This window comes from Desulfobulbus rhabdoformis (assembly GCF_016919065.1).
In the GTDB taxonomy this organism is placed as follows: Bacteria; Desulfobacterota; Desulfobulbia; order Desulfobulbales; family Desulfobulbaceae; genus Desulfobulbus; species Desulfobulbus rhabdoformis.
This window is the reverse complement of the sequence record NZ_JAFFQA010000058.1, coordinates 1-25,492: the sequence shown is the minus strand read 5'-3', so window position 1 is coordinate 25,492 and position 25,492 is coordinate 1. Positions and strand designations below refer to the sequence as shown.

General features: G+C 61.7%; 24 protein-coding genes. 3 read left to right on the top strand and 21 right to left on the bottom strand.

The features are described 5' to 3' along the window. Window positions 1–89: 89 nt before the first annotated feature. The 16 genes from JWJ90_RS20415 to JWJ90_RS20340 all read right to left on the bottom strand — a co-directional run bounded on the left by JWJ90_RS20415 (window position 90) and on the right by JWJ90_RS20340 (window position 15,576). Window positions 90–347: a hypothetical protein gene (locus JWJ90_RS20415; RefSeq protein ID WP_011366975.1), complete on the bottom strand. Its 258-nt coding sequence runs from the start codon at window positions 345–347 to the stop codon at window positions 90–92. Between the two features lie 12 nt (window positions 348–359). Continuing rightward, on the bottom strand, window positions 360–983 hold the full coding sequence (locus JWJ90_RS20410) for a hypothetical protein (protein WP_240195072.1): 624 nt from the start codon (window positions 981–983) through the stop codon (window positions 360–362). Window positions 984–1,042: 59 nt separating this feature from the next. Further along, complete coding sequence (locus JWJ90_RS20405) at window positions 1,043–1,528, bottom strand: phage virion morphogenesis protein (protein WP_205229071.1); 486 nt, start codon at window positions 1,526–1,528, stop codon at window positions 1,043–1,045. Beyond that, entirely contained in the window at window positions 1,518–1,877 is a 360-nt protein-coding gene (locus JWJ90_RS20400; RefSeq protein WP_205229070.1) for a hypothetical protein, read from the bottom strand. Before JWJ90_RS20400 ends, JWJ90_RS20405 begins: the two co-directional genes overlap by 11 nt. Continuing rightward, on the bottom strand, window positions 1,864–2,328 hold the full coding sequence (locus JWJ90_RS20395) for a hypothetical protein (RefSeq protein WP_205229069.1): 465 nt from the start codon (window positions 2,326–2,328) through the stop codon (window positions 1,864–1,866). Before JWJ90_RS20395 ends, JWJ90_RS20400 begins: the two co-directional genes overlap by 14 nt. Next, window positions 2,315–2,674: a hypothetical protein gene (locus tag JWJ90_RS20390; RefSeq protein WP_205229068.1), complete on the bottom strand. Its 360-nt coding sequence runs from the start codon at window positions 2,672–2,674 to the stop codon at window positions 2,315–2,317. Before JWJ90_RS20390 ends, JWJ90_RS20395 begins: the two co-directional genes overlap by 14 nt. Before the next feature lie 18 nt (window positions 2,675–2,692). Then, the gene (locus JWJ90_RS20385) at window positions 2,693–3,556 is read right to left on the bottom strand and encodes an HK97-fold major capsid protein (protein WP_205229067.1); all 864 of its coding nucleotides are present in this window, start codon (window positions 3,554–3,556) and stop codon (window positions 2,693–2,695) included. Between the two features lie 18 nt (window positions 3,557–3,574). Continuing rightward, window positions 3,575–3,937, bottom strand: coding sequence for a hypothetical protein (locus JWJ90_RS20380; protein WP_205229066.1), 363 nt, complete (start codon window positions 3,935–3,937; stop codon window positions 3,575–3,577). Window positions 3,938–3,949: 12 nt separating this feature from the next. Then, window positions 3,950–6,346 (bottom strand): DNA adenine methylase, encoded by a 2,397-nt coding sequence (locus JWJ90_RS20375; RefSeq protein WP_205229065.1) that lies wholly within the window; start codon window positions 6,344–6,346, stop codon window positions 3,950–3,952. A 103-nt stretch (window positions 6,347–6,449) separates the two neighbouring features. Further along, window positions 6,450–6,803: a hypothetical protein gene (locus JWJ90_RS20370; RefSeq protein WP_205229064.1), complete on the bottom strand. Its 354-nt coding sequence runs from the start codon at window positions 6,801–6,803 to the stop codon at window positions 6,450–6,452. Beyond that, window positions 6,800–7,312: a hypothetical protein gene (locus tag JWJ90_RS20365; RefSeq protein ID WP_205229063.1), complete on the bottom strand. Its 513-nt coding sequence runs from the start codon at window positions 7,310–7,312 to the stop codon at window positions 6,800–6,802. Before JWJ90_RS20365 ends, JWJ90_RS20370 begins: the two co-directional genes overlap by 4 nt. Then, window positions 7,309–11,883, bottom strand: coding sequence for a minor capsid protein (locus JWJ90_RS20360; RefSeq protein ID WP_205229062.1), 4,575 nt, complete (start codon window positions 11,881–11,883; stop codon window positions 7,309–7,311). The genes JWJ90_RS20365 and JWJ90_RS20360 overlap by 4 nt, the downstream gene beginning before the upstream one ends. Next, window positions 11,883–13,391 carry a phage portal protein family protein gene (locus JWJ90_RS20355; protein ID WP_205229061.1) on the bottom strand — a complete coding sequence of 503 codons (1,509 nt, stop codon included), beginning with the start codon at window positions 13,389–13,391 and terminating at the stop codon, window positions 11,883–11,885. Before JWJ90_RS20355 ends, JWJ90_RS20360 begins: the two co-directional genes overlap by 1 nt. Window positions 13,392–13,505: 114 nt before the next feature. Further along, complete coding sequence (locus tag JWJ90_RS20350) at window positions 13,506–15,029, bottom strand: terminase large subunit domain-containing protein (protein WP_205229060.1); 1,524 nt, start codon at window positions 15,027–15,029, stop codon at window positions 13,506–13,508. Further along, window positions 15,029–15,307 (bottom strand): hypothetical protein, encoded by a 279-nt coding sequence (locus tag JWJ90_RS20345; protein ID WP_011366961.1) that lies wholly within the window; start codon window positions 15,305–15,307, stop codon window positions 15,029–15,031. Before JWJ90_RS20345 ends, JWJ90_RS20350 begins: the two co-directional genes overlap by 1 nt. Beyond that, a complete protein-coding gene (locus JWJ90_RS20340; RefSeq protein ID WP_097010637.1) occupies window positions 15,304–15,576 on the bottom strand; it encodes a hypothetical protein in 273 nt (90 codons plus the stop codon). Before JWJ90_RS20340 ends, JWJ90_RS20345 begins: the two co-directional genes overlap by 4 nt. Before the next feature lie 140 nt (window positions 15,577–15,716). Here JWJ90_RS20340 and JWJ90_RS20335 point away from each other — a divergent pair, with 140 nt between their 5' ends. The 3 genes from JWJ90_RS20335 to JWJ90_RS20325 are packed head-to-tail and all read left to right on the top strand — an operon-like array spanning window position 15,717 to window position 17,214. Continuing rightward, the gene (locus JWJ90_RS20335) at window positions 15,717–15,911 is read left to right on the top strand and encodes a hypothetical protein (protein WP_011367833.1); all 195 of its coding nucleotides are present in this window, start codon (window positions 15,717–15,719) and stop codon (window positions 15,909–15,911) included. A 33-nt stretch (window positions 15,912–15,944) separates the two neighbouring features. Further along, entirely contained in the window at window positions 15,945–16,319 is a 375-nt protein-coding gene (locus tag JWJ90_RS20330; RefSeq protein ID WP_205229059.1) for a hypothetical protein, read from the top strand. Beyond that, a complete protein-coding gene (locus JWJ90_RS20325; protein ID WP_205229058.1) occupies window positions 16,300–17,214 on the top strand; it encodes a tyrosine-type recombinase/integrase in 915 nt (304 codons plus the stop codon). The genes JWJ90_RS20330 and JWJ90_RS20325 overlap by 20 nt, the downstream gene beginning before the upstream one ends. Window positions 17,215–17,814: 600 nt before the next feature. On the opposite strand, the gene JWJ90_RS20320 is transcribed toward JWJ90_RS20325, so the two are convergent. The 5 genes from JWJ90_RS20320 to recD2 form a co-directional block, all read right to left on the bottom strand. Next, window positions 17,815–18,285: a hypothetical protein gene (locus tag JWJ90_RS20320; RefSeq protein ID WP_240195070.1), complete on the bottom strand. Its 471-nt coding sequence runs from the start codon at window positions 18,283–18,285 to the stop codon at window positions 17,815–17,817. A 121-nt stretch (window positions 18,286–18,406) separates the two neighbouring features. Next, complete coding sequence (locus JWJ90_RS20315; RefSeq protein WP_205229057.1) at window positions 18,407–18,685, bottom strand: hypothetical protein; 279 nt, start codon at window positions 18,683–18,685, stop codon at window positions 18,407–18,409. A 3-nt stretch (window positions 18,686–18,688) separates the two neighbouring features. Next, a complete protein-coding gene (locus JWJ90_RS20310; protein WP_205229056.1) occupies window positions 18,689–19,462 on the bottom strand; it encodes a hypothetical protein in 774 nt (257 codons plus the stop codon). Between the two features lie 552 nt (window positions 19,463–20,014). Then, window positions 20,015–23,317: a CHC2 zinc finger domain-containing protein gene (locus tag JWJ90_RS20305; RefSeq protein ID WP_205229055.1), complete on the bottom strand. Its 3,303-nt coding sequence runs from the start codon at window positions 23,315–23,317 to the stop codon at window positions 20,015–20,017. Beyond that, window positions 23,314–25,492, bottom strand: a 2,179-nt coding sequence (recD2, locus tag JWJ90_RS20300) for an SF1B family DNA helicase RecD2 (RefSeq protein ID WP_205229054.1), incomplete at its 5' end; no start/stop codon positions are given. The genes JWJ90_RS20305 and recD2, both read right to left, overlap by 4 nt.

Sequence of the window (25,492 nt, the reverse complement as noted above, 5' to 3'; positions counted from 1 at the left end):
GGCAGCCGACGAGGTCGAGATCTGCTTCACATAGAAACTGAAGTCCGTTTCCCGGGTGTAAATCCCGGGCGATAGATAGGTCGGCATGGTTATTTCCTCCGCTTGCTGGTGGTCTTGGCCTCATCGGCTGCGGCGTCCTCGGTTGCCGTGGGCTTTTCCGGTTCCGGTTCCGCGCCGCCGGTCAGGTCGGTGATGCGCACCAGGCCGCGTTTTCCGGCGGTCTTGATCTCGGCGGAGAGGTCCTTGCGGGCGATGCTCTTGCGTTCTCGCGGCCCGAGGTGAAGGGTTCCCTGGCCGGAGAGGTTGAACGTCAGGGGTTGGAACTGCAGGTTTCTGATCTCGATCACGGTTGTTCTCCTTTACGGTTGAATGGTTCGTTGCTCTGTCACGTCGCCGTGACCAACCGGCAGGACAGCCGGTTGGCACGACCGCAGGTCGCCCCGAAGGGGTGGAGCACAGGGATGTGCGACATGAAACTGGAAGGTCCGGTCCCGGATCAGCCGACCGTCGCGCAGGTCGCCGTCGTACACCGGGCAGGATTCGATACGGATGCGTCCGGAGCTTTGCCGGAGGTTGGAGAGGTTCACCCGGGCCAGACCGCCCAGAGGAACCAGTTCAGTGAGGTTCAAACTGCCCTGGTCGGCGATGGCGATCTCCGCGTGAAGCTGGAGGAACCGCGACACTGACTCGTGAAAACCGAGCAGTTCGGCCTCCCGGTCCACGGTCACCACCAGATCGAAATCGAGGTGATAGAGCCTGGGAAACCGGCACTCCTCGAAACTCAGCTCCGCAACATTCTTCTCGAATAGGCGGCTCTGGCTGCGGCGGAAACGGTCTTCCGTCAGTTTCGGCCCCTGGAGGATGACGCTGGGGGTGCGCTGGACCTCGAACAGGTCATCCGGGAACACCAGCACGGTGTCCGGATGGATGGCCTGCTTGGCCAGGCGGATCAGGGTTTCTGTGACGGTCTGTATCGTGCTCAAGGGACGCCTCCGTTTTCTGCCTGGTTACTTACCGGAAGCGCTGGCGATGTGTCGGAGGCTCAAAGCGCGGAGCGGATCGCCTCGCGATAGTTCTGGAGGATCTGCTCGCGGTACTTATCCATTACCGGATGCAGAAAGGGTCTGGCGGGGATGATGATGGTCGCGCCGTTCGGATGTTTGATGGTGGCCCCGTACTCCATGACGGCACCGATGTTCACCATGTCTTCCCCGTCCTTGTTAACGGTGCCGCGCAGCAGGCCGACGAACGCCTTGTCGGCCATGATCTTCTGGGTGATGGTGTTGACGAGAAAGCCGGTGTCGATGAGCGCCTTGCTGGAACCTTTGCGCTCGATGGTGCTTGCGGCGAGTTTCACGAAGGCCTGTCCGCCCGGGGCCTGGGAGCGAATCCCCCGCTGGATCTCGCGCACCAGAAAAAGGGCGTTGCGGATCGTGGCCTGTCGCAGGGCCGTGGCCAGACGTGGCCCCATGCCGGTGGTCAGCTTGGCGCGGGCCTTGTCCCAGTCACCGGTCCGCCTAACGCCCATTGAGCTTCACCAGTTGCAGATTCTTGTGAGTGACAGTGCCGAAGAAGTGTTCTTCTTCCACACTCTGTATGCGATAGGTTTCCCAGTCTGCGGCCAGGCGGTCTTCACCCCGGACATCGGCATCCGGAAGGACACAGGCGAGCGCGTCGATCTTGCCGCTAAGCTCCTCCGGCGGGGTTTCGTTCAGTTCGAGGGGGATGACGGAGATTTCCGTGTATTCGGCATCGTCGGTGCCGTAGAGCCGCTCGCCGGGAACCACGCGCAGGATGCGTGCGGTCTGGCCCGAGGAGAGGATCAGCCGGGCGACGTCGGTCACGGCTTCGGCGCGTTCCCGGTCATTCAACAACATCGAGATCGATCCCTTGTTCGTAGATGACCGGCATAAGGCCGCTCGGGGTCAGGATGTAGGCTTCCTGATCGAGCTGGGTGGCCGGACGCAGTTCGGTGAGCCGCTGGCGGTAGTCGGCGAGCAGATCGGCTTCGAGCTTGGCCCAGTGGCCGGGCTGGCCGGTTTTGTCCACCCGCTTGTCACCGCTGGAAAAGGAGAAGGCGTTGGCGGTGGCCGAACGCATGACCTGGCAGGCGTGGATCTGCGCCATGATCACCAGGAGCTCGCGGACCTCGCCGGTGGGATCGGGGGTGATCTCTCCGACCGTGATCGTCAGCGATTGGTCGAGGTCGCGGCCAACCCGGAAAACGGCTTTCCGGACGCATCTCTCCAGAGTCTGGTCCTCGAAGAGAGATGCGCCCGGATCGGACAGGTCGAGCCGCAGGTCGGCGATCAGGTCACTCAGCAGCACCTTGCAGGCCCTCCAGACGGCTCTTGAGCGCGTCGATCACCGTGCGGCGTTTTTCGGTGTCCATGTAACCTTTGAGGGTCTCCGGATTGGCTTCCTCGTTGACCTTGGAGATGGCGTCGGTGGCGGAGAGCTTGCTCAGGTCCACCGGTTCCGCGTCCTGGTCGGGCTCTGGAGGGGCGAGCGGTTCCTGCTTCTGTTTGTCGGCCATGGCCAGGCGGCCATTCTTGAGCGCCGCCTGGATCTGCTTGGTGAGGCGTTCCACCTCGACTACCTGGCCGGGCTTGAGTTTCAGCCCGGCGTCGGGGATCACCAGAACGCCGGGACGGATGTTCTTGATTCGATTCATTTCACGTCACCTCCCGGATTACGGAACCAGTTTGACCTTGGCCATGATGTCGGGGCGGGTAATGCCCTGGCCGATTTCGGACCACACCAGCCAGCCGGTCTTGAAGCGGGTCTTCTGATCGATGGACTCCGTCTTCAGGTTTTCGCGCACCGGCATCTTTCCGACCTCTTCATCCGGGACGATGATGATCTCGTCCAGCGGCATGGAGGCGGTCAGCAGAATGCCGCCGGTGCCGTAGTTCTTGATGACACCCTTCTGGCGCAGCTCGAGCTTGGTCTGGGGATCGAGGTTCCAGCCGCGCATGTCGTTGAACCGGCGGCCGCGCATGACGATGTACTTCACCGACAGCTCCAGGTCCTCGATGATCGAGATGGCTTCGTTCAGCGCCTCTTCGGTGAGCAGGTCGCCGGTGACCTCGATGGTGTTGGTCGTCGGGATTGCCGAGGAGAGCACCGAGATGGTGCGGCGGTCCATCTCCTTGCGGATGGCGTCGGCGGCGCTGGTCTGGATGTCCATCAGCGTGCCGATGTTGCCGTTCTTGAGGACGGACACGTCCACCATCGGATTGGAGTGGATGCGATTAGTTGGGAACTCGACTTCGTCCTTGCCCACCTCCTGCTCCTGGGCGTCGCCGTCCTTGCTGATCCAGTGGGCCTTGACGGTCGGTTTCTTCTGGTAAACCGGACGTTCGCCCTTGGGCAGCGTGTGCTTGGTGAGCAGCAGCGAGGAGATCTCCTTGCGCTTGATCTCCTGTTCGATGGGCGCGGCAATGGCGGCGGCAAGCGCCCGCATGCCTTCGGGCGACTCGAGAGCCTCGCTCATGAGCCGCGCCATGGTTTCCATGTACTCCTGGGAGTGGATCTTCAACTGATTGGTTTTCATGTGCGTTGGCTCCTTGGGTTAGACGAGCAGGCGAAATTTGAGGACGCCGCTCTGTACGGAAATGGCGTGGGCGACCACGTGCTCTCCGGCCGCGACGCCGTTGGTCAGGCGACCGTTCGCCGAAACTTTCAGGTCGTCTCCGGCGACGACGGTCCCTTCGAAGACGTCGGTCTCGTAGACGCCGCCATCGCAGTAGATACCGGGCATTTCGCCACCGGCGTAGTCCTTGATCAGGATGCCGAAGGAGCGCTTGGTGGGATCGGTGTTGACGGCGAACAGGTCGTCGCCGACCACGCGGACCACCTGGCCGAGCTGACCGTCGCCCTGGATGTGGCCGTCGCCATAGGCGAGGCTGCGGTGACACGGATTGATGAATGACATGGTGTTTCCTCCTTATGCGTTGATTTCCGAGTGTTCGGGAGAGTCCTCGCCGACACGGTTGCGGTAAGCGGCCATGAACCCGTCGCGCAGGCGGTCCTCGAGCGATACCTTGCGGTCGTCCACATCGTGGGGCCGGACACCGGCGTCGCTGCGCAGCGGGGTTTCCGTCGATGCCTTGGCGGCGGGCTTGCCGCCCGGATCGCTGTCGGCGGGTTTCTCTTCCTTGTCCTTGTCCGCTTTTGCCGATTTGGGCAGGCGTTCGTAAGCGGCTTCGGTCGCGGCGAAGGCTTCGTCGGACAGTTCGGCCAGGCGTTTCAGTTCGGCTTCCCGGTCCTCCTCGGAAGCGAAGGAGAGTCCCTGCTTCTCCAGACGGGTGAGCAGCTTCTTGGCCCGGGAGCGGCAGGCGACCGCCTTTTGTTCGGCTTCCAGTTCCTGGACGCGTTTCTGCAGCTCGGCGACCTGGGCCTTGAGCTGCCGGTTTTCCTTTTCCAGGTCGGTAACGCGGGCAGGATCGCCTTCCTGCTGGGCCGGTTTCTTCTTGGCCGCTTCGACGGCCGGTTCATCGGTAGGTTTGGTTTTGTCTTCCATCGTGGAATCTCCTTCGGGTTGGGATTGGTCGGGCTGGCTCTGAAGGGACGCCACCTGCAGAATCCTGGCGTTCTCGTCCGCGCCCTTGCGGTCGAGCAGCCCCAGTCCGGTGAAAGTGACGCCGTGCAGAATCTCGAAAACGGGTTGGCCATTGAAATCACGGCCCTTGAACTTGCGCAGGTGGGTGCAGTAGTCGGCCTTGTTCTGGAAGCGCTTATGGCAGACCGAACATTCGCCTTCCTGGTAGTCGCACTCCATGGAGACCTGGGAGATGATCCCGCGCTTCATCAGCTTGTAGGCCAGCCGGGCGGCCGGGGTGTCGTGGACGTACAGCTCGCCGACGCATTCCACGCGGCCGCCGTTGTCGTCCTCCAGGTAGTCGGCGGCGACAACGCCACCCACGATGTCGTTGAACTCCTGCGAATGCTGCAGATCGACCTTCTTGTTCACGGCCGTCATGTGCCGACCGGACAATTCCTCGGCGGTGAAGTGGTCGCCGTTCTTGTTGGTGCCGGTGCGACAGAGCACGAAGCTGAATTGGGGGTCGCCCGCCGAGCCGACATCCATGGCCTCGGTCGTGAGGCGTTCGCCTTCGCCCAACCGGATGTCCACGGGGATGCTGGTGTGGAAGTTCGCTGCGGCGGCCATCGGAACGGGTTTCTCCTCCCGCTCGGCGCTGGCCTTGGCCCCGGGGGCGCAGACGAACAATCGCTCCTTGGCGTTGGAAGCCTCGCCGTGCTTGGAGGTGATGGCGTAGTGGTGATCCTTGGATTTCATTCGGCTCTGCTTTCCGAAGGAGCCGATGATCCGCTTCATCTCCTGCTCGTTGGGATAGGCGTGATCGCGGTAGGAGATCAGCCAGTGCTGGATGTGCTTGGCGTTGCCGAGAAAGGTCTGGAAGAACTCGCTGGCGTTGGCCTTGGTGACGGTCTTGTGATCGGTCTCGTAGTACTTGACCTTGGTGTCGGCCTTGATTTCGAGGCCTTCCCAATAGGTCATGAGCCCTTCCACGAAGTGGTAGGCCCGCTCGTAGTTGGTAGTCGAAAACTCGGTGGCGTAGGGCGGATCGAAGTAGGCCAGATCCGCCTTGGCTTTCGGCAGCAGGTCGTTGATGTCCTGCCGGTGGGCCTTGTTCTCCTTGTCGTTGTCGAAGACCAGGGCGTTGATGCGCTGCAGGTTCTTGCGCAGACGATCCTTGAATTCGTCTGGGGTGTCCTGGCGGCGGCCATAGTCGGTGGACGACGAGAAGTGGCCGAAGCCGCCCTTGCCGCTCATGCAGGTCTTGCCGAGGCCGAACAGGGCGATGTCTTTCTTGAAGCCGGAGAGCTTGTCGCAGTTGGCGCGGATGGTGTCGATCAGCGCATGGACGCCCTTGGCGAAGAAGATGCCCTTGAAGTTGTCCTGAACGAAGCTGCCCGCCTTGGCGTTGTCGGCCAGGAGTGCCTCGATCTCGTCCTCGCTCAGGCGAACCGAGTTGTTCTCGATGATCGCCTTGGCGGCGTGGTGGCAGTAGCGGAGCCGGTCGTTGGCGATGACCTGGAGGCCCTTGGTCTTGTACATGTAGGCCACGACCGCAGACCCCGAAAAGGCGTCGAGCACCGTGCCAACGCCTTCCGGGGTATGCTTCCAGATCCAGTCGACGAGCTTCTGCTTACTGCCGATGTAGTTGGTGATGTACTTGGGGCGCTTCTCGGGAGGGAGCTCTTCAGGAGCGGACTGTTCGGCGGCCTCGGACCCGAGCGCATCGGGATCGAGAGTCAGCGCCGCATCGGCCTCCAGTAGAAACGCCAGCCTTTCCAGGTCTGTGGCGAACAGTTCCATCAACGTCTCCGGTCAGTTTGCTGTGCTCTCCGCGACCTGCGGGGAGCGTTCAGCGGTTACTTACCGGAAGCGTCGGCGATGTGTCGGAGGGTGACGGCGAAATTCAGCGGGTGGGGTTCAGCCGGGCCAGAACGGCTTTGCCGCAGGCGTCGAGGGAGGGGTATTCGTCGCTCTCGGTGATCTCGGAAAAGACCCCGTCATAGGGTGAGCGGGACAGCCGGTGGTATTCGAGAAAATCCGCCGGAAGCGAGGTGGCACCGGTCTCGACCAGACGGTTGACCACCCAGGCGGCCTCGTCCCTGCGGTCGGCAAGCCCGCTAGGCCCCCGGTCGAGGTAGTACATCTCCACATCCAGGCCGGGACCCGGCCCTTGAACCCAGACGCCCACGGGCACGTATTCCGGGGCGGTGGCTTGCCGGTCTGCGATTATCGAGTCGAGCATATAGCGCAGTTTCATGACCAGTCCTCCGCGATCCGGAGATGCTCGGCTAGAAGCTGGGCGTCGATCCGGCGGAATCTTTCGGCGCTTTTCTGGCGGTAGGTGATCCAGCGTTGCCAGTCCGCCGCGAGCTCGGGCTCCGAGACCGGCTCGATCATTTCGACATGGTGAATGCGATCCAGGTCGTCGGTCAGCTCGACAATCAGCCAGCCTTCGACCTCTTTGCCGTCATGTTCGGCTGTCAGGGTGTCTTCGATCCTGATATCGACCACCTTGACGGTGTGGGCGTGCTGAAAGCCCTCGTCGTAACCGAGTGCCTTCCACAACAGCCAGAAATCGGTGCGCAGATGGTTTCCAGCGGTGTCGAAATGGGGAGCGATCCGGGTGACGGTGAAGCTGTCCACCAGGGCGTCCAGAAAGAGATCCCCGGATTTTCTGACGGTCATGCGACTGCCCCGGTTGTTGAACCAGTGCAGCGCTTCCTGCAGCCGTCGTTTCTCCTGTTCGATAAAGTCCTTCATGGTCATTGTTTGCGTTTGCTCCAGCTTTGCGGGGTATGGACAATGTCCTCCACCTTGCGCCCGTCGGGCAGTTTCTTGATGCCGCGCCGAGTGAAACTCTGGATGATCTCCCGGCGTTCGTTGTCGCTTCTGGCCACGATGAACTCGATGTTGTCCAGCAGCGTCACCGAGTATTTGAAGATGGTTTCGTTGCCATGGCGTTGCGAGAACCGCTTCCAGTCGTCGATGCTGGCTCCCCGGTTGCGCTGCACGTAATCGTCAATCACCTTGCCGTAGGCGTCATGGTCGTAGCTGATGGCGTCCATGCGCCGCAGCATCTGTTTCTTGAAATAGAGGGCCGGTGAGGCGTCGCTGGCCGGTTGCTTCTTGATCCGGGTGAAGAAATAGCTCGCGCCGCCGGTCTGCATGTCGGCCACCGGGGACATTCCGCCCGGAGCCACGCCCATGCGCATCTTCTCGACCGTGCTGACCATGGCTCCGTTGTTCTCCATGATCAAGTCGATGAAGCCGGACATGCTCTCACCGTTGGTCAGATCGTGGACCAGCGAATAGCCCTTCATCTGTTTTTCCAGGTCATCCTCGGTGATGTCGAACCGGAACTGGTGCCGGTATCCGCCCTTGGCGTCGCGGTCCAGAAAGCCCGCCTGATATTCGCCCAGCGGGTTGTATCCGGAAAGTTGGGTGATGTCCTGGACGCCCAGCTCCTTTTGCCAATAGCCGCGCAGGGCCTGGACTCGCTCGGTGGTGGTGGCGTTGCGGTCGTCGAGGGATTTCTGCAGCCGTTTGTAATCGGCGCTCTTGTCGGTCTTGCGGATGTAGGCGAGCTTTTCGAGGTACATCTGCTCCGCGTTTTCCGCCGTGGCCACCCGGGTATCGATCCCAAGCTGTTCGAGCTTTTCCAGCATCGCCTCGACCCGTCCGGGAGTGGCGTCGCCGTCCAGGATCATTTCCAGCTCGCCGCGCTGGGCATAGAGGTTGGTGTCCGACCAGGGGCGATAGCGGACCCGGGTGCCGTCCTCGAAGGTGACGGTGTACTGGTGCCCGTCCTGCATGCGGGAGTTTTGATTGAACAGCGTCCGGTTGTCGATGTCGTCGGCCTCGACGGTAATGGTGCCGGAACCGATCCTGCGCTTGGTGTGGGTCACCTTGCCGCGTTCCACCTTGAACGGCGGTTTCTCCTTGGGTTTCTGCGCGTCGAGCTTGGGCAGGTACTGCTCGAATACGCCGTTGGTGGCCCGGTCCCAGTCGACGGACTCTTCGATCTCCTTGACCCATTTCAGATAGTGGTCCGCCATCTCCTTGACCTTGGGGTCGGTGCTCTTTTGCAGGGTTTCCAGTTTCTTGCGCAGGCGCAGGGCCTTGTCGATCTTGGTCCGGTTGTACTTGCCGTCGCCCACGTGGAAATTGACGTTTTTTACGGCGTCCAGAATCGTCGGAAAGAAGCTGTCTTCGACCAGCGGTTGTCCCTTTTCCCCGGCAGCCGTCTGCACATACCTGCGCAGCACCTCGTCGATGCGGCGGTCGGTGTCCGGCCGGATCTTCATCTTGACCACGGTGCGCTTCTTCCCCTTGAAGCTCTCGGTGAAGATCAGCGCGTTCTGGTCCTCCACGTCGCCACTGTCGAAGGGCAGGGTCTTGCCCTGCCAGCCGAGTTTGCGGGCCTCCTCGATCAGGGTCTCTTCGGCGGAGGAGAGCAGCTTTTTCTTGCCGGTGGCGGTACTCAGCTTGTCGAAACGAAAGCCCCGATCCCCCAGCACATCGGCGTAATAGCCTTCGAAGTCTCGCCGGAGATTGTGTTTCCGCTCCAAGGCCAGATCATAGAAATGCCGCATCCCGGCCGGGTCCTTGGCGAACCGTCCCTCGGCGTAGGGCCGTAGCAGATCGAGGTAATCCTCGTCGGCGATCTTTTCGACTTCCTGTATGTAGCGCAGGGTCGCGTTGGGATCGACCCGTACCTTCCCTTCCTTGGCCGCCCGGAAGACCTTGTTGTAAAACGGCTCTTCCTCGCCGCAGACGCCGTTGGGGTGATAGTCGAGCGTGAGCTTGTCCTGGCCCAGAAACTTGAAGGCCTGGCCTTTGTCGATGCCGTAGACGCGACCGTCCCGGGCGCGGATGAATTGCTTGGAGTGTCCGTCGTGGTTGGCGATCAGCCAGTCGACCACATGCTCGCGCTGGATCTGCTCCAGTTCGATGGTGGTCAGATCCTGTGGCAGGATGTTGCGAAAATCGAAGTCGTCCCGCAGATCGGTACGCCATTTCTGGATGGAGCCGGTGCGGCCGTTCAACTGGATGGTGCGCACCTCGATGGAATGGGGGTCGATGAGGCGGCCGATCTTGTAGGCTGCTTCCTCTCCGAAGGCGATGAACTCATCGTCCTTGCGGCCAATGGGCTTGAACAGCCATTTGTCACCGTTTTCGTCGGTCCAGAACTCCTTTTCGTGTGCGCCGCCGACAGCGGCCTTGCCGGATTTCTTGAACTTCGAAGGCAGACCCTTCTGCTGCCACGCGGTATCGACGGTGGCGAACTCCGCGCCTTTCTTGCCGATCTTGGGCTCGGGCGGCTTGACCGGACTCGGTTGTGGAGCTGGTTTCGGCGTGGCAGGCTTGGCCGGTGCGGTTTTCTTCTTGCCGCCATGTTTTTCGGCCCAGGCTGCGTGCTTGGTGTCGATGCTGGCCTGAACCGCTTTGATTTTCGCGGGATCGGTCTCGGTGAAGAGCGTGGTCAGCTCGTCTTTGTTGGCCCACTGCCAATACTGAACCTTGGTCTCCTTGGCGAGCGTCTTGAGCTCCGTCGATTTCAGCTTGCCGACCTGGTCCTGGAAGAGCTGTTTTTTGAGGGCGATTTCCTTGCTGTGGGCCGCAAGCAGTTCCTGGGGCAGATCGGTGCCGCCGGAAACCGCCTGTTCCGCCTTGGCGATCGCGTCGAGGAAATCCTTGTAGCCGGTCGGCGTGTCGGGAACGACCACGGCCTTGGCGGCGTCTTCGAGGGCCGTTTTCTGTTTCAGGATCAACTTCTGCTTGGCCTCGTCGACCGCCTTTTTCTTGACCGACTCGGCCATGTCGGCACCGGCCTTCTTCTGCAGCGCCTCGACGAGCTGCTGCTTGTTCTTGAGGATGCCGATGCCGTGCTTCTGTTTGGCCGCCGCGAGTTCCTTGCCCATCAGGCCGCTGTGATCCACGCCGGGCTCCAGCTTGTCGAGCAGCTCGATGGTCTCCTGTTTGGTCATATTGAGGGAGATGCCGTTCTCCTTCGCCATCTCCTTGAGCTGCTGGGCGGTCATGCCCTCCAGCCCCTCGGCGGGAGGGATCTTCGCCATCTGGGCGGCGAGCAGCTTGGCCTGTTTGAGTTCCGCCTGCTTCAGTCCGAGCAACTCGACCAGTTCTTCCTTGGTCCGCAGCAGGCCGATCTTGTGTTCCTTGAGCTTGGCGCTGAGCGCCGCTCCGGCCAGGTCACCGTGATCGATCCCCGGTTCGGCCAGGTCGAGCAGCTTGATGAAATCGGCCTTGGTCCGGGCAATGGCCACGCCGTTCTGTTTCGCCAGGGTCTGGAGCTGTTTAACCGTCAGCGAGCCGAGGTCGGCAATGTCGCCGTTTTCAAAGGCGCTCTTGAGCTTGGCGTTCTCCTTGGCCTGGGCGTCGGCCATGCCTTCCAGCACGTGGGGCGGGAGAATGCAGGCGTCCCCCTGCGATGCCTGTGCGGCGGCCTTCGCGGCCATCTCGCTGCCGCAGACGGTCATCGGCCACGCCACGATGTTGGTGCAGCGGCAGTGCGGATGCGCGGGTTGCTGGGGGAACTTGTCGATGGGAAAGGTCTTGCCGTCCAGGCCACCGCAGACCGGGCACATCCGTTCATCCTCCATGGCCAGCCATTCCAGCTTCTGGATGCCGACCCGCTCGTGGAACTTGAGCCTTCCCATGTTGTGGGCGCGGAGGACCTCGGTGCGGGCGATCATCTCCATGCGGTACTGCGCCTTGCTGAACACCCGGCTTCCGGCCTGACGAAAGGAGTCCTTGTCGATGATCACCTTGCCCATGTCCCGGACGATGTCGTCGGCTCCCTTGCCCGTGGCGACGCCGTTCAGGATGGTGCGCTTGATGCCGTCTGCGAGTTCGCGGTGAACGTCACCGGCGAGTGTGAGGTTGTACTGCGCCATGAAGTCGAGGGCATTGGTGTCGACGATGGTGAACACCTTGGTGGCCAGCTTGTCGATGCCTTCGGCTTTGAGGTCGGCGTAGAACGGCAGCGCCGCGTCGGCGAGTTCGCCGATTCCCTGCTGGATGCCGAGCTTGAAGGAGTCCTTGGTTGTCTTGCGAAAGACCAGGGTCTGCTCCCGCTTGAGCCGTTTCATGGTGTCGTCGAGTTCGAGCTGGAGCTTTTCCAGCCCTTTGAGGGCGGCGAGCTTGTTATCCGGCAGGGAGCCGAGGGAGCGGTACTGGAGGATGGCGCGGGCGACCTCGTCTTCGGCCTGTTTCAGCGCCTGGGTGAGCTGGGCCGTGACCTGGTCGTTGTAGCGGTTGCGGGCCGTCAGGCTTTTCAGGGTGGCCGCTTGGATGCGCTGCTTGAGGTCCGATGGCATCAGCGAGGCTCCCGGCGGTCGATGAAACGACAGGCCGGGGCGTCGAAGGTGCGCTCGCTGTTGTGGACCCGGCAGTGGTTGGTGTCAGCAATGAAGTGGCTGCACTCGTCGCATACGGCAGCAATGCCGGTGGACTCCAGGTCGCCCGACCAGACCAATGCCGCCTCCGCCGTGGGTTCATTATCCTCGGCCGGAATCCCGAGCATCTTCCGGGCGCGAGGCACGCTGAGAATGCCGGAGACGACCATATCCACCACCGGCTTCACCTGTTTCTCGTCCATCAGGTCGATCTGTTTGCGTTCGGTCTCGCGGTTGGCGGCCTCGATGTCCGGGTCCAGGTCCATCTTGAGCTGGAGGCTGGAGCGGCTGATGAGTTTGCGGTCGTAGAGTTCGATGAGGAGCTTCTTGAAATCGACCGCGTCGCTGGGGTCGAGGTCGTTGAAGATAAACTGGATGCTCTTGTCGCCGTGGCCGTTCAGTTCCATCCAGTCGTCGAACACCCAGTCGAGGAGCTTTCGAGCGGCCTGTTTGATCTCGCGGATCATGACCATCATCTTCTGCATGCTCACCGAGGCGGTGGCGAAGTTCGGACCGTCGCCGGTCACCAGCGAGCGTGACAGCCCCAAGGCCACCACGATGTCTTCCTTCACCTCCTTGACCTTGTCCTCGACGTTGAGGACCTGGCCGTCGGTGCCGTGGGTTTCGACGTTGACGTAGAACGGGACCACCAGGCCGCTTTTCATGTCCATCTTGTTGACCATGTCGCGGACCTGTTCGAGCATCCGCTGGTCCGGCATCACCATCTTCTGGCCGAACGCGCCACCCACCTTGAGCAGGCGGAACGGCGTGGCCCAGCGCTTGGCGATGGCCTGTTCGGCCCGGCGGTAGTCGCGCAGCAGTTCGATGGCTTGAAAGGCGGGAAGCACGAGGGAGTTGCCCCGGGGCGAGAAGGCCGGTGCGTCCCATTTGAGGTGGACCACCTGCTCGACGGGCAGCGGAATGGATTCGCCGCCGCCGGGTGTGTCCTCGGGAAATTGCCGGGCCTCGATCAGCTCGCCCTGGGCGTATTTGACCTTGACCGAAACCGGGTTGACGCAGACCAGCTCCTCGATGTCCTGGCCGGACTTGGTGAAGCGTTTGAAGCCGATGGCGTCGCCTTTCACCAGGAGCTGAAGAACCATGTCCTTGATGAACTGCGAGATGTTCAGCCGCCAGGCGGCCTCCAGAGCCTGCTCCTTGAGGGTCTCGTCATCGCTGGTGATCTTGATCTCGTCGCCCACGGCGAAGGTGCGCCAGGAGTTGACGCAGTTCTTCACCAGCGGCTCCTCGACATAGTATTCCCAGGCCTTGCGGGCGCGTTCTTCCCAGGTGGCCGGAATCGCTTCGGCGGCGTTCACCTTGGCGAAGGCGGCCGAGTCGAGCGCGGCCGCTGCTGCCATCGGCGCGATGACAAAGCCGGTGGTGTCCAGGCTTTCGGGTTGTTCGTCCTGATGGGCGGTGCTTTCCACGTGATCCTCTCGGTAGTTTCGGCCATGACAGCCGCACATCCGGCCCGTGTGGGCCGAATCCGGCTCGATGCCCGTTACTTACCGGAGCGGGGTGGAAAGCGTCGGAGGATGCGATCAGATGAAGACCGGATTGGTGAGCACCGGCTTGAGCGAGACCACCTCTTCACCGACCGGGTCGAGGTTGCCTTCCTCCCGGATCAGCATGGCGCAGCGCACCGCGTCGATGATGTGGTCGTTGCCCTTGGAATAGATGATCTTGCCGTCCCGCAGGGTGTAGGTGTGGGTGGTGAACTGGTCTTCCACCTCCAGGTCGTCCGAGGGGAAAATGACCTGCTTACGCTGCAGGGCTCCGTTGATGAGGCTGGTCATCAGCTCCTTGGTGCGCTTCTTGACTTCTTTGCCGTCGCGGACCGCCAGCCGGGTCATGCCGCCGAAGTCGTATCCCTTGAGCCTGCCTTCCAGCTCCAGCCCCTTGTACTTGTCCAGGGTGAGCAGCTCCTGGACCACGGCCAGGCCGTTGCCGCCGTTGTCCACGCCGATGCCCGCCGGGGTGTAGTAACGCTCCAACAGCGCGATGATCTGGGCGATGTGCGGATAGGAAACGTGTTCGAGATGAACACGCAGGATCATTTTCAGCAGCGTCCGCTCGCCGATCTCCATCTCCTGGAATACGACAATCTCGGTGGGGTCGTTGGTGTAGCCCAAGTCGCCGCCGACCCAGAACTGCCCGCTGCGGGGAGTGAGGTTGAGCAGCATCTCCAGCCGGTCGTGGGCCGCTTCCTCGGTGTCGCAGTCGCGCAGCTCGGAATCGGTGATGACGATCTTCTGGTACTCCAGCAGATCCTGCCGACAGAGGTTGAACTGTTCGACATTGAAGGCCCCATAGGAAGGCTTGCCGTGCTCACCGGCCACCTCGTGCTGCCAGCCGGAGCTGTCGCGGCCGCCGTAGAACTCCAGCAGTTCGGCCTCGCGATCCTCGGTCCACAGAGGGTTGAGCCAGGACGGCCAGCGGAACACATGGAACTGATCCGACGAGGTGAGCCGGTAATAGGTGGTGTCGCGCAGGCCGTTGGGCGTGGAGTAGATGCGTAGCGTCCCCCCGGCCTTGAGGCATTGGCGCAGCGCCTTCCAGGCCCGTTCGGTCAGCCAGGCTCCTTCATCGACCCAGACGCGGCCCACGTGCAGGGACCGGAAGGCGTCGCCATAAGCCCCGGCCGGGCGGAAATAGAGCACCGAACCGTTGGTGAACTCCAGCCGGAAGTAGGGTTTGCGGTGGATCTTGGGCTTGCCGTACTTGGTCAGGGCGATGCTGTTCATCAGATCCGGGTTGGTGTCGAGCTGGAACTCGATCTCCTCGATGATGGTATCGAGGTGCCCCTGGTGCGGAGCCGCGATGAGGCCCTGGCCGCCCCGGGTGGTGAAGGCGTAATGGAGCGCGTCGGTCGAGAGCACGATGGACTTGCCCACGTCCCGGCCGTCGAGGTGGATGATGTTCTTGGCCGGGCAGCGCAGGTCCTCCACCTGGTGCGGCCAGTAGTCGCGGCCTGAGCCATCCCGGTTGTAGAGATAGGCTTGCCCCCACAACACGGGATCGCTCAGGGTCGCCGCGAGCTTGCGCTCCTTGTCGGTTACCGCCATCAGTGCATTCCCGTCCTCAAGGCGCTGCCGAGGATGGTGCCCACCAGTTCCGTCAGGATCTGCTGCACGGCCAGGGTGTTCTTCCGGTCGTGGACAGCCTCCTGAATGTCGATGATGGCCTGGTCCAACTCCGCCCAGGCCCGGTACTGCTGCTGGGCCGCTTCCAGACGACCGAGGGCGTTCTCGATCCGTCCCGCCGCCAGTTCGGTGCCGATTTCGACAAGGGCCTCACCGGCCTGGCGAACGGCATCGCTGTTTTCCTGAAGGATCTCTTTCATTGGCCTGCCTCCTGGTTCGAGCCGTTGGCCCACTGGTCAAGGGCGTCCACGGCGGTCTGCAGGCGCAGGCCGACTCCGGTCAGGCGCTCGGCGTCCGGGTGGCCGATCTCGCGCAGGGCCTTATTGGCCTCGGTCACGTACTCGGGCGTGTGGCGGTTGACGGTGGCCACCGCCGACTGGATCTGGGCCGGAGGCCGGTAGGTGGCGCAGCCGGTCATGATTCCGGCCAGGGCCAGCGGGATGGTCCATTCGATGGTCTTCTTCAACATGTTGATCTCCTTTGGGTTATGGGTTTGGGGTACATGCAGAAAGATCTCTGCAACCACTTGATTTCCAACGAAATAGAAGCGTCATTGGATGTGACGCGGGATGGTCCCGCATCCACGAAAACCGGAACCGGAGGCAGGCCATGACCTACGACAGAAACCGCCAGCAGGCACTCAAGGCGTACCGAGAAAAGCAGGAAAACATCACCCGGCTGATAGAGGGCATTCGCGGCAAGCTCGAAGCGGACGCGAAGCAGCCGGACATCACCTGGGCGAGCGTCGGCTCCCTCGGCCACGTTGAGGAACTGCTGCGGGAGCTGGACGAGTTCCTGTCCTGAACACACCGGGCCACCGACAAAGGAGACATCGACATGACCGAATGCACCGTGCATCAAGCCGCCGAGGCTTTCATCGGCCACCTGCGGGAATCCGGAAAGAAAGATCGGACCCTCTACACCTACCGGAAGGACCTCGACGTGGTTGAGTCCTTCTTCGGCGCGGATCGCCAGCTCGCCGAGATCCGGCTTCCCCAGGTCGGCAAGTTCTACAAGTCGGACTTGCTGCTCAAACTCCCCGACGGCAAGGAGCGGGCCGAGCGCACCGTCGCCAAGACCGTCCGGGTGTTCCGCATGATGATGGTCTGGGCCAGGGAGTCGGGGCGCATCGAGGAGCTGCCGCTGCCCAAGAGCACACCCATGGGCCACAGCCGGGTGAAGGAGTCCAGCGATGAGCAACCGAACGGCTGACCTCGACCTGACGTCCGCGACAGAGGCGTTCTGTGCCCGCCTGTCGGCCGAAGGACGCTCCCCTGCGACCATAACCGCATACCGCCGGGACCTCGCCCTGGTGGCCCGCGTGGCCGGGGAGCTGGCCCCGGGCATCGTCTGCCGGGAGGTTACGGCCGGGCTCCTCGACCAGGTGTTCTCCGCCGGGGCGGTCATCGAGAGTGAGCGAGGCCAACGCTCGGCGGCGTCGCTCCATCGGATGAAGGCTGCGGTGCGGGCCTTTTTCGCCTGGGCCGCCGAGGCGGGCGTGGTCGATGACAATCCGGCCCGGTCCATTCGCATGCATCGGCTGCCGAGAAAGCTGCCGGTCTTCCTGACTGCCGCCGAAAAGAAACGTCTGCTCAAGGAGCTCAAGGGACGGCCCGACTTCTCCGCGCTGCGCGACCGCGCCATGATCGAGGTGCTGCTGGGCACCGGGATCAGGCTTGGTGAGCTGGCCGCGCTCGACATGGATGACATCGACCTCGACGCCAAACATCTGCGGGTCCGGGCCAAGGGGAATGTGCCGCAGGTAAAGTTCATCAAGACCGACCTCCGCACATTGCTTCGCCGTTACCTGACCGAGCGACGTCGACATGGCCGCCCGGAAATGGAAGCCCTGTTCCTGTCGAACCGGGACGGCAGACTCTGCCAGCGGCAGATTGCCAACCGGCTCGCCCATTGGCTGCGGAAAGCCGGGATCGAAAAGGACCTGACGCCGCACGGGCTGCGGCACACCTTCGCCACCCACCTCTACGGCGCGACCAATGACCTGCTCGTGGTGCAGCGGGCCTTGGGGCATCGCGACGTGTCCACCACCCAGATCTATACCCACCTCGTGGACGGCCAGCTCGAGGAAGCCCTCGAACGCCTCTGATCCTTCCGGACCCGACGATGGGAGCGGCCTCGGCTGCTCCTGTTTTCGTTGGCCGAGACAGTGTCGAAGACAGTGAATGACAGTGCCCGCAGAAGAACACATCCGCCGATGATGAATGATCATGACGAAGGGTCTCTTCCTCCCGGGCGGAGCGGGAAATATCGATTGACCGGAATTTCTCCTTTTCTGTTTGTCGGCCGCACATGGCTATAACTGCTTGGCTTGTGCGCTCCGGGCGCGGAACACACATGGCAATATCTGCTTGGCATATGCGAGGGCCGCTGCCGAAGGAATGGCTGTTTGCGGGGCTTGGCCGGTTCTGCCTGGGGCTCGACATGCCCATATTTACTTGGGTTGTGTGAGAGAGCTCCGGCGTGAACATGCCAATATCTACTTGGGTTATGCGGCTCGGCTTATGCGCACACATGCCAAGCGGATATCGAGAGCTGCAGGAAGAAATCGAGGAGTGGAAATGATGATCGACGGCCGGAGAATGCCGATTCCGAAAGTGCAAGGAACACGTCTTATCCGCAATTCCACGTGAAGTTGTCTGCTGCAAGTCGCCGTGTGCCGGGGTCATCGGAAAAGCCCTCCATGGTGTTATCCGCAATTCTTTCCGCGTTTCTTGCGGCCGGAGGGTTTCGCGCCCGGGGCGTTGGCAGCCTCGGCCACTTTCTCGAGCAGCGCCGCCGCCCATTCCGCCGGAGAGGTCTGGGGACCTTGCGGCTCCTCACCCTCGCGGGCGATCTTGGTGGTCTTGAGATCCTTCATGTGGCAGCGGATCATGCGGTCGAGGCTCTCGGCCGCTTGGGTGTTCCCTTCGATCTGGGCGCGGACCAGCTTGACGGAGTAGACGCCCACCAGTTCGACCTGAAGGAAGTCACTGGACTTGTTGAACACGAAGTCCTGGTTGAGACGCTCGATGATCACGTCGAACATGACCTTCTCTTCCGGGGTCAGACAGCGGTCGGCAAAGATGCCGTGACGCAGGCGGTTCTGATTGCCTTCAGGCGCACCAGGGCCGCGCCGGGGCGGTTCTGTCTTGCCCTCGTTGCGGTGCCAGCGGTCCATTGTCTCTTTGTCAGGTTTGCTCAAAGTCACATCGATTTCCTGCCAATGTTTGTTCTTTTATGCCGGGATGCGGGGCGGGAGGCCGATTTAGCCTCCAAACGCGCTCCCGCCGGTTCAGGGGTTACTTACCGGAAACGGCGGCCAACTGTCGGTCCCGGTCCTGTTTTCGTTCGGCGGCGATGATCTGATTGACCCGGCGGGTGGTCACTCCGGCGAGGTTGGAGATCTCCTGGCTGCTGATCCCCTGCAGATGAAGGGCAAGCACCAGGTCACGGCGTTCCTGGTAGAAGCGGCTCGGTGCAGGGACCCAGAGAATTCCGGTGTAGTGCTTCTGAACCTGCTCGAAGAGTTCCTCGGGCAGGACATCCTTGGCGTTGGCGTAGCGTTTCTTTTTCTTCACGTCTCAATCCTCCACTTTCTTCATCCACGGCTGCGGTACGTCCGGGTTGTAGAACCGCAGCGTGCAGGGACGCCCGGACTTCGGCCCATGGACAATTTCGATAGAACGCTCGGTGACCTCGCCAATCTCCTGATCGCCATCGACGAAACAGACCAGGCCGTAGTCCTCGCCGCAGGGAAACCGAAACCGGCCCTGGTTCTGATAGAGGCGTGCCTCGGACCAGCCCTTGGCCATGGCCTCCTCACGGATGGCGTCGACCTTGGCGACTGCCTGGGAAGTCACCGGCTGCCTATGGCGTCCGGCTGCGTGTTGAGGGTAAATCCAGACCTTTCTGGGAACTTCGACGGGTTTCTTCTGGGGTTCGGGACGAAGCGCGGGTGGCCGGTAGTTCTTCGGGGAAAAGGACTGCAGTACATCCTGGAGGCTTTCCTTGCCGAACTCCCGGATGGCCAGCTCCTGCAGGGCGTTGAATCGCTGCCGCAGCGTGTTCCAGGCAGCCTCGGGGAGCTTTCCGGCCTTGTGCGCGGCTTGGGCGGTGACCATGCGGGAACGTAGCCAGGCGAAGTATTCAGGCGACAGACGGCGGAACACTTTGCCGTCGCGCTCGAAGTCAGTCTCTTTGGTTCGAACCCAGGCGAGTTCTTTGATTTCAAGATCTGTGGCGACGAAGACCACATGGCAGGATTCTGGTGACGAAAGGATGTCTGGGCTTGTTCGATTTGCGGATTGGGCGGCATCCGTGCAGAGGTGACGGATCATGGTGGTCAACAGGCTCATGGTAAATCTCCGGAAACGTTGGTAGTCATCGTTTCCCGTTACTTACCGGAGCCTGACCATGGGTGTCGGATAGCCGAAAGCGCCGAAAGGGGTTTCGGCGCTCGACGACCTTTCGGCATCCCCTTTCGGCATCACTAAACAATAGAAGTATCAGTTAGTTATATATATTTTTCCGAAAGAGTAGAAAGATATGAGAATATTACTCTCGCATGGGCCAAAATTTTCTATACCCTGTTCCGAGAGGAGTATTGAAAAAAATACAAAGGAGGGGGAGTAATCTCTGAAACCTTTCGGCACTTTCGGCGCTTGCATCACAAATCCAACAAAAACATATAGTTGCACTGCCGAAAGGTACCCTTGGGACTTTCGGCAATGCCGAAACCCCTTTCGGTATCTCCGATTTCGTAACGATTTTTCCAGCCAAAGGCCGTTTTGTAATCGTTTTTCAAGCCGGATAACTGTTTTGCCAAAGGACCGCGTGGATATAAACAAGAAAAGCCCGCAGAAATGAATCCACGGGCCGGGCTTGGGTGATGATATGGGTGATGCGATCTATTTTGCTGATTGAATCGTATAGAGTTTGGTTCCGCGATGGTTCTGCCCTATTTCAATCTCGAACCCTGCCCCCCGGATGGTCTCCAGATCATTCACCAGCCGCTGTGCGAATTGCCGGGATGAGTCCATCTCGAAACGCAGACCGAAATCCCGAGCAACTCGCTTGAGGGCCACGAACAGGTCCCGGGAAAGAACCTCCCGCAAACTTCCATCGTCTTCAAAGCGGATCTGATACCGTTGGACGAACTCCTGAAGAGGGTCCGTCCGGCGGTCTCCGTAAACATCCCGCGCATTGGTTTCGGTCGCGGTGCGCCACGCGTTGAACAAGGTCGCCAGCGCCGTCGCCGTATGATTTGAATCCCGGGCCGTATCCCGGCTGGTCCGGTTGAGCGACTCGATCTGCCGGGCGAATGCCGGTGCCAGCTCTCCCAACCCCTGTTCCATCTCTTCACGGCTCGATCCGGCCAGCATCATCAGGTACATCAAGCTGAGATATTCGTTGCAGCGGCGCTTGTCGTGGCTCCCCAGTGCCTCGTGCAAAAGCTTCATGGCATGGCGTCTCATGCCGTCTCGCATCATCGCCAGCACCACCCGGGTCCGCTTAATGATGGCCGAAATGATGAGGTCGCGATGCTGCTGGATGCCTGCGACGACCTCGGATTCGATGAAACAGTCATTGCCCTGGTTGGCGACATCGAAGTTGATCACAAAACTGCGTGATTGGATCTCCGAAAGCTCCCCGCACAGCGGCTCGATGCCGGTGGTGTTCAGCAGGCATTTGGTCCGCTCGGTGATGGTCTCGCTGTCTGTGCCGCTCTTGCGTTTCTCCTTGGCGATGCCGGTGATGCTGGTCAGCATGAAGGTGGTCAGATCCTCGGTCATCTGCTTGACCTCGATGTTGTCGAGGACGATGAGCGGGTTCTGCGAGCCATCGGTGTAGTTCGCCGCGTCGGTGGCTTTCTTGTGCTGGGGCTCGCCGTAAAGCAGCGTCGACGTGATCTTGCTGGCGGTGGTCTTGCCCGATCCGGCCGAACCCTCGAAGCGGGTCATGGGCCGCGTCCCGGCGAAGTCGATCAGCAGGAAACAGGAGAGCCAGGAAAGGATGAGAAATCGATCCCCCTGCGGACAGGTCATATTGCCCACCAGCAGATCGACCAGGAGCCGGTCCGCCTCTTCGAGGTCGGCGTCGGGCAGGAATTTCAGCGGCTTCATCTTGCGCGAGCCGTCCAGGATGATGCCGTCCTCGTTGCCGCCGTTCTTCATGATCTGAATCTCGTCCGGGGTGATCTTGGCGATCTCGTGCTCCGGATTGTTCAGGTTGAAATAGACGGTGTAGGAGGCCACATCGGTGTGCAGCCAGGAAAAATGGTCGCGCACCTGGCCACGGATCATCGCCAGGCTGGGCAGTACCTCGAAAAATGTCCGTCCGCCGTTGGAGGTCGGCACCATGCCCGTATGCTTATAGAGCATGGCCGCGTAATGGCGCTTGCGGCCCCGGTCCGGTGAATCCATCCAATAGATGGCGTTGTCGAAATACATGAACGGCTCGCCCGGCAGGGTGTGAAAGAACTGGGCACCGTTGGAGGTGAACCAGTCGTAGGCGGCCTCGGCGGCCAGGGTGTAGTCGGGAGCGCCGTTCTCCAGTTCCGTGTCGATCAGCACCTCGTCAACCCGGGCGCGGCATGATCCGGGCATCGCGCCGGACATCCGCTTGGCCTTTTTCTTTTCGTTGCGGAACTCGACCTTTCGGTCCTTCTGGATGGCGCGGATTTGTTCCTTCAGGGTGGCCATGGAGACGCCACCACCGATGCGCTCCTGCACCAGCTTCAGCAGACGGGCCTGTTCCAGCGGAGACTGCTCGGAAATCTCCCCCAGGATCGGCTCGAGCAGGCGGTTGCGTTCCTCCTCTTCAGCGCCCTCGGGCAGCGAGCGCACGCCGAATTCGATGGGCGTGCTGGCCTCGGCGAGCAGACGTTCGAAATCCTCCCGGGTATGCCCGGCGGCAATGTAATCGTTGACGTCGATCTTTGCGGTGGCGAGAAGCGCCTCGGCCGCCTGGATTTCCTCGGCGGGACGTCCCGCCAGCAGCTTGGCCAGCTCCTTCGGCCCCACGCTCGCCGTCAGGCCGAACCGTTCGGTCAGCTCCTGCCGGGCCGAGATCTGTGTCTCCGACAAGGGCAGCGTCACCAGGCGGGTGTCGATCTTGTGCTCGGCCAGGGTGCGGGCGGTTTGCAGCGCCCCCTTGAGACCGGCCTGGGAGAGTTCGTTGTCCTGGCAGATGTAGACGGTTTCGACGCCGCGCAGCTTGGGGATCAGGCGCTCCCAATCGGCGGCCCGGATGCGGACGGTGACCGGAGATACGGTGGGCAGGCCCAGTTGCATCAGCGCCAGACAATCGGTCACCCCCTCGGTGATGACCACCTTGCCGGGCCTGGCCAGCAGGCAGTCCTCGTTGAACAGCAGCGCGTTGTTGATGAAATCGGCGACGTATGGTCGCTGGTGCTCGTCGTGAACCGGCAGCTTCTTGTATTTCCCTTGCTCCCAGCCCGCGTCCGGGGTCCACGGCGTCTTGCGGCCGATCATGAATACCACCCGGCCACGGCTCCAGTAGGGAAAGACGATCCGGCGCTCGAAAAATGGCGTCAGGCCGTCCTGGCTGGTGGGACGGAAAGCGCCGGTGGCGGCGAGCTCCCGCTTGGAAAAACCGTCCTCACCCCCGGTCAGTTGGGCGACCGCGCCGGACGCGTTGTCCGCGTAGCCGATCAGGAGATCGTCGATGGTCTCCTCGCTCAGGGCGTATTTGGATTTCAGCCAGTCGATGACCTCCGGCGACTCCTTGAGCTTGGCGTGGTAAAGCCTGGCCAGCGCGGTCAACGCGTCCTTGACCCGCAGTTCGAAGGCGCGGTCCGCCTCCGTCTGGGCCAGACGCTCCTGGCTGAGACCATAGCGCGACAGCGGCGGCAAACCCGCCTTCTTGGCGAGATAGTCCCGGGCCTGGCGGTGGCTGTCCGGCATCGGACCGGATTGCCCGGCGGTGACCGAGCCCGTCTGAATGAACTCCACGAGCTGCAGCACGTCACCGCCGACTCCGCAGCCGAAGCAGTACCAGCCCTGCTTGTCGAGCATCACGTGCAGCGACAGGCGCGACTGGCTCTGATGGTTGGGGCAGTCGCACATCAAGCGCTGGCCGGTCTCCTGGGTGATCCGTCCCGGCAGGAGTTCCCGGGCCACGTCACCGATGTCCATCTCGGTGACGAGCCGGTAATACTCCCTGACGTTATCCGTTCCGCCCATACTCATTCGGCCTCCGCGACACGGGCGAAGTCGCCTTCCGCATGCTGGGCGGCGTCCAGGAACAGGGGCAGGAAGGTCCGGCGGTCATCCACCTGGCAACGCTTGGCGCAGTTCTGGATGCCCCAATGGTCGCCCAGGACAATGGCGGTGCGCCGGGCGCGGGTCACCCCGGTGTAGAGCAGATTGCGGTGGTGCATGAAGGAATGTGCCTTGTGGACCACCACCACGGCGCAGGGGAACTCGGAACCCTGGGTTTTGTGAATGGTGAGCGCATAGGCGAGCTGCAGGTCTTGAAGGTCGGGCGACCCTTTCTCCAGCTCCACCGGCATGCCGTCGAAATCGATGACCAGAGTGCCGTTCGCGAGGACATCGACCACATAGCCGATGGCACCGTTCATCACGTTCAGGTCGTAGTTGTTCCGGGTCTGGATGACCTTGTCGTGCTTGAGAAACGGAGCGCGGCGACCCATGGCGACCGGCGGCACCTCGGTGTTCCAGAGCTTGCGCTGGATGAGCCGCTGCAGTTCCTCGTTCAATTCCTTGGTTCCGAGCGGACCCTTGTGGGTTGGCGTCAGCACCTGCACGTCCTTGATGATGTCGAAACCCAGGGCGTCGAGCCGCTCCTGAAACAGCTCCAGCAGGAACGAGCGTGCAGCCATCGGATCTGTGAACTGATCCACCAGATACCAATCCCGGCATCCGGATACCGACGCCTCGCTGGTCTTGCGCACCTCGCCCTTGAGAACGGCGGTGCAGTTCTCCTTGAGGACGCCCGCCTGGCGCACGACCTTGTCGAGGATGACCGTGGGGATGGCGCGTGTCTGGATCAGATCGCGCAGGATGTTTCCGGGTCCCACCGGCGGAAGCTGGTTGTGGTCCCCGACCAGCAGCACCGTGGTCCGCGACAGATCGACCGCCTCGAACAGGTGCCAGGCCAGCGGCACGTCCACCATCGAAAATTCGTCGACCACCAGGACGTCGGCATCGATGGGATTTTCCTTGCTGCGCGAGAAACCCTTTCCGTCATAGCCGAGCAGACGGTGGATAGTGGTGCCGCTGCGACCGCTGACTTCCTCCAGGCGCTTGGCGGCCTTGCCGGTCGGCGCGGCGAGCACGACCTCCAGGTCGCTCTCCTCGCAGATAGTGTTGATGACCGAAATGGTGTAGCTCTTGCCCGAACCGGCTCCACCCGAAATCAGGCTGATGCTGTGGTGGAGGGCCGAGCGCACCGCTTCGAGCTGCTTCTCGTTCAGCGTTGATGCGCAGCGCCGAATCAGGGCATCGAGTTTCTTGACGGACTGGAAATGCGGGTTGGGTGTTTCGGCCTGGCCGAACAACGAGGCCAGCTCCCGCTCCATGCGGACGATCTCCGGCAGAGCGACCACGAAACGTCCGCCGTGTGAATCGCAGGCAAGCGCCTGTTCTTCGATGAGCGCGTCGAGGGCGCTCTCGATACGAACCCGGCTGTCCAGGGCATCCATGACCAGCAGCAGATTGGCCTGGTCGACCAGATCCTCGTATTCGATCCAGCAGTGGCCATTGTCCAGAGCTTCACGGACGCAGAAATTCAACCCGGCCCGGATACGGGGAACGTGGTCCTTGGGTGTGCCCAGCTTGCGGGCAATCTTGTCGACCTTCTTGAAGCCGAATCCCCGGATCTCCCGAATGAGGATATACGGGTCTTCCTTCAGGATATCGAGGCAGTTGCCGCCGAGTCTTTCGACCAGGGTGGTGACCTGATGATGGGTCAGGCCGAATGCCGACAGCCAGGCCATGACGGTGTTGACGCTGCGGTTCTTCAACCATTCGTCACGCAGCCGCCGGGCCGCGTCCAGAGGCAGTCGAGCCTTGAGCGCGATGCGTTCGGGGTCATTCAGAAGGGTTTCTTCAAAGGCGTCGCCGAAACTCTCGACGATCAATCTGGCCTTGGCCGGTCCAATGCCCTTGATCTCCGGATGGTTGGCCAGATAGTGGATCAGCCCTTCCGGATCGAGTTCGAGGTCGTGCTCCATCCCGTCGACCTTGAACTGACGGCCGTATTTGGGATGGGTGGACCACGACCCGAGCAGGACCACAGGCTGATTTTCCCGGGCGAACAAATTGCCCGCGAACTGGACTTCCTCACCGGTCGGGGTGAGCAGTCGGCCTGCGGAGAACTTGGGTCCGGCATAGTAAACGCGC